The sequence below is a fragment of the Lutibacter sp. genome, from assembly GCF_041596795.1.
Lineage (GTDB): Bacteria > Bacteroidota > Bacteroidia > Flavobacteriales > Flavobacteriaceae > Lutibacter.
The window spans coordinates 1-3399 of sequence record NZ_JBFHHX010000228.1 but is presented as its reverse complement, the minus strand read 5'-3'; the positions used below and the strand labels follow the sequence as shown (position 1 = coordinate 3399).

Annotated in this window: 4 protein-coding genes; 2 read left to right on the top strand and 2 right to left on the bottom strand. The window is 28.7% G+C overall.

Translation table 11 applies throughout. The features are described from left to right. Positions 1–1355, bottom strand: a 1355-nt coding sequence (locus ABY298_RS15590; RefSeq protein WP_372746974.1) for a M56 family metallopeptidase, incomplete at its 3' end; no start/stop codon positions are given. After that, a complete protein-coding gene (locus ABY298_RS15585; RefSeq protein WP_372746973.1) occupies positions 1352–1723 on the bottom strand; it encodes a BlaI/MecI/CopY family transcriptional regulator in 372 nt (123 codons plus the stop codon). The genes ABY298_RS15585 and ABY298_RS15590, both read right to left, overlap by 4 nt. A gap of 129 nt (positions 1724–1852) precedes the next feature. Here ABY298_RS15585 and ABY298_RS15580 point away from each other — a divergent pair, with 129 nt between their 5' ends. Both ABY298_RS15580 and ABY298_RS15575 read left to right on the top strand, forming a co-directional pair. Next, the gene (locus ABY298_RS15580) at positions 1853–2359 is read left to right on the top strand and encodes a DUF456 domain-containing protein (protein ID WP_372746972.1); all 507 of its coding nucleotides are present in this window, start codon (positions 1853–1855) and stop codon (positions 2357–2359) included. A 251-nt stretch (positions 2360–2610) separates the two neighbouring features. After that, the coding region (locus ABY298_RS15575; RefSeq protein ID WP_372746971.1) for an amino acid--tRNA ligase-related protein at positions 2611–3399 on the top strand (789 nt) is incomplete at its 3' end.

Here is a 3399-nt window from a genome sequence, read left to right as displayed (position 1 = left end):
CCTTCAACTTTAAAAGCAATTGGTAACGCATATTTAACATTTACATTATTACCTTTATGCTTTCCTGGAGTCATTTTTGGTAACAAACTAACAACTCTTATTGCTTCTTCTTCTAAAGATTTATGTGGCGCTCTGGATTGTATATCAGTAATATTTCCATCTTTATTAATTTTAAACATCACAAAAATTCTTTTAATACCAGGTTCTAGTTTTAATTCTTTTGTAAGATTTGAATTAAAATTCTTATTCACGTGATTTGAAATACCATCTTGTAAACATTTTTTTAATTCTTCTTCAGTTCCTGTGCAACCAGGAAAAACTGGTACATTTTCAATCTCGCTAAAAGGAACATCTAAAGTTTCAATAAGGCTATCATTCTTTTTTAAAACTTTGCTAGTTTCTTCAACCGTAAAATGTTCAATGATCTCGTTTGTTGCTATTGTTGTTTCATTTGATTTTAAAACTTCTTTAATTATTGGAATTTCAAGGTTTTCTAGTTTTTTAATATTTTCAAAAGAACTTAAAACCAACATTCCTCCAATTAAAGGAATGATTAATAAATACTTTAATTGTTTAATTTTTTGTGATTTGTTTTTGGTAATCATAGCTATTCTTTTTTTAATTAATGATTGTTTAAAAAATTGATTGATGAATGAAATGTTTTCAACATTAAATGTTTGGGAAAGTATAGTGTTGAAATAATTGTTCTTATTCGTTTGCTTTACAACTTCGGCATCAGAAATATACTCGTGTACTAAGGTAATACGGTTTTGAAACACATAAATTAATGGATTAAACCACATTGCTATTTTTAAGAATTCGAAAAACAGTAAATCTAATGTGTGTAATTGTTTGCAATGCACCATTTCGTGCTGAATAATGGACAATTCTTTTTGTTTAACAAAATCTCTTTTTATAAATATATAGTTGAAAAACGAAAATGCCGACTCTTGTTTATTCAATAAAACCAATTTAAAGTGTTCGTTTTTCACAACTTCATTAGTTACAATTAATTGAATAATTTTAAATAATTTAATTAAAAATAGCATTAAAAAAAGTACAATTCCAACATAAAAAGCAATTTGAAAATAATTTATAGAAGACTCATTTTTAACCGTTTGCAAAATTACAGCTTGCGGATTTAAAACTACCGTTGGCAATTGTTCAACATACATAATTGGAACGCTTTTTTGTAAACTTTCAAATTTTAAAAAAGGAATTACAAATGCTAAAACGGGAGTTAACAATAAATAAAATCTGTTCCATTTAAAAAAGGTTTCCTTTTGTAAAAAGAAATCGTACACCGCTAAAAACAGTGCTTGAAACAATACCACTTGAAGTATAAAATTTATCATTTCTCAGCATTTTTTTCGTTAATACTTTTTAAAATAGTTTCTAATTCATTTAAATCAACATCGTTTTTTTTCACAAAAAAGGATACCAAACTTTTAAATGAACCATCAAAATAGCCATCAACCAACTTTTGTAAACTTTGGTTACTGTAATCTGCTTTTTTTATAATCGGAAAGTAAATATACCCTCTACCTTTGGCTTTATGAGCAACAAATTCTTTGGTTTCTAAAATTCTAATAATAGTTGAAACGGTATTATAAGCAGGCTTTGGTTCGGGTAATTTATTAATAATATCTTGTACGCTTCCCTGCTCTATTTCCCATAAAACTTGCATAAATTGCTCTTCTGCTTTTGTTAATTGTTTTTCCATTTTATAACTAAGTATTTAGTTCAACTATACAAATATAACTAAATTTTTAGTTTAAACTAATTTTTTAGTTATAGTTTACATTTTACAAAAATTACTTTTTAAATTAAATTTGAAAACTTACATTAGCGTATGGATATATTTCTTTTAATAGTAGGTTTTTTATTGGCAATTACAGGCATTATTGGCTCAATATTACCAGTTTTACCGGGGCCAATATTAGGTTGGTTTGGCTTAGTATTATTGTACCTCACAAAAATTGTTCCTATTAATTATACCTTATTAGGAATTACTTTGGTAGTTACTATTGTTGTATTGGCGTTAGATTATATTATTCCATCGGTTGGAACTAAAAAATATGGCGGCTCAAAATTTGGTGTTATTGGCACTACTATTGGTTTAATTCTTGGAATGTTTTTCTTTCCTCCTATTGGATTAATTGTTGGTCCTTTTGTTGGAGCTTTTATTGGAGAAATTATTTATGATAGTAAAAACCCAAAGAAAGCTTTAAAAGCATCTTACGGTTCATTTATTGGTTTTTTAACCGGAACTTTGTTAAAATTTGTGGTTTCCGTAATTTTTACAGGCTTGTATTTTTCAATTTTTTGGGAATATAAGGCAGCTTTTTTTAACTTTTAAGCATAAAACAACCTTTTTAAAAACAAAAAAAGCGTCCCGGTTTTTCGGGAAGCTTTCCATTGGTTTATAAAACCACGACGCTTTTACACGTCAAACAACACAACTAAATCGCTTTCGAAGCGATACGCAAATATATAAATTTATTTTTGATTACAAATTCTAAACACTTTTTCTTTCTAAATTACTTAAATTTCTGAATTGATTGTATCTTTGCGCACTGTAAAATAAATACAACAACTAAAAATAGTAGTATGCAATTATCACCGCTAGAAATTATTAGAAGAGAATCGTTACAAAAATTACGAGATTTAGGAATCAATCCATATCCTGCTGAAGAATTTAAAACAACAGCAACTATAAAGGAAATTATGGACAATTTTGACGATTTTGAAGGTAAGGAGGTTGTGCTTGCTGGAAGAATGATGAGCCGTAGAATTATGGGAAAAGCATCATTTGCAGAATTAAAAGATGCCAGCGGTAGAATGCAAATCTACATTAACAGAGATGAAATTTCATCGGATGATGAGGGAACAATGTACAATACCGTATTCAAAAAATTATTGGATATGGGTGATATTATTGGAATTAAAGGTGAAGTTTTTAAAACCAAAGTTGGTGAAGAATCTGTTAACGTAAAAGAATTAACAGTACTTTCTAAAAGTTTACGCCCATTACCTGTTGTAAAAACTGACGCCGATGGGAAAGTTCACGATGCTTTTGCCGATAATGAACAACGATACAGAAGACGTTATGTAGATTTAATTGTAAACGACCACGTTAAAGAAACATTTATAAAACGTACAAAAATTACCAATTCTATGCGTGAATTTTTTAACACACGTGGATATTTAGAAGTAGAAACACCAATATTACAACCAATTCCAGGCGGAGCTGCTGCACGTCCGTTTATGACACATCATAACGCTTTAGATATTCCGTTGTATTTACGTATTGCCAATGAATTATATTTAAAACGTTTAATTGTTGGTGGTTTTGATGCTGTGTATGAATTTGCCAAAGACTTTAGAAATGAAGGTATG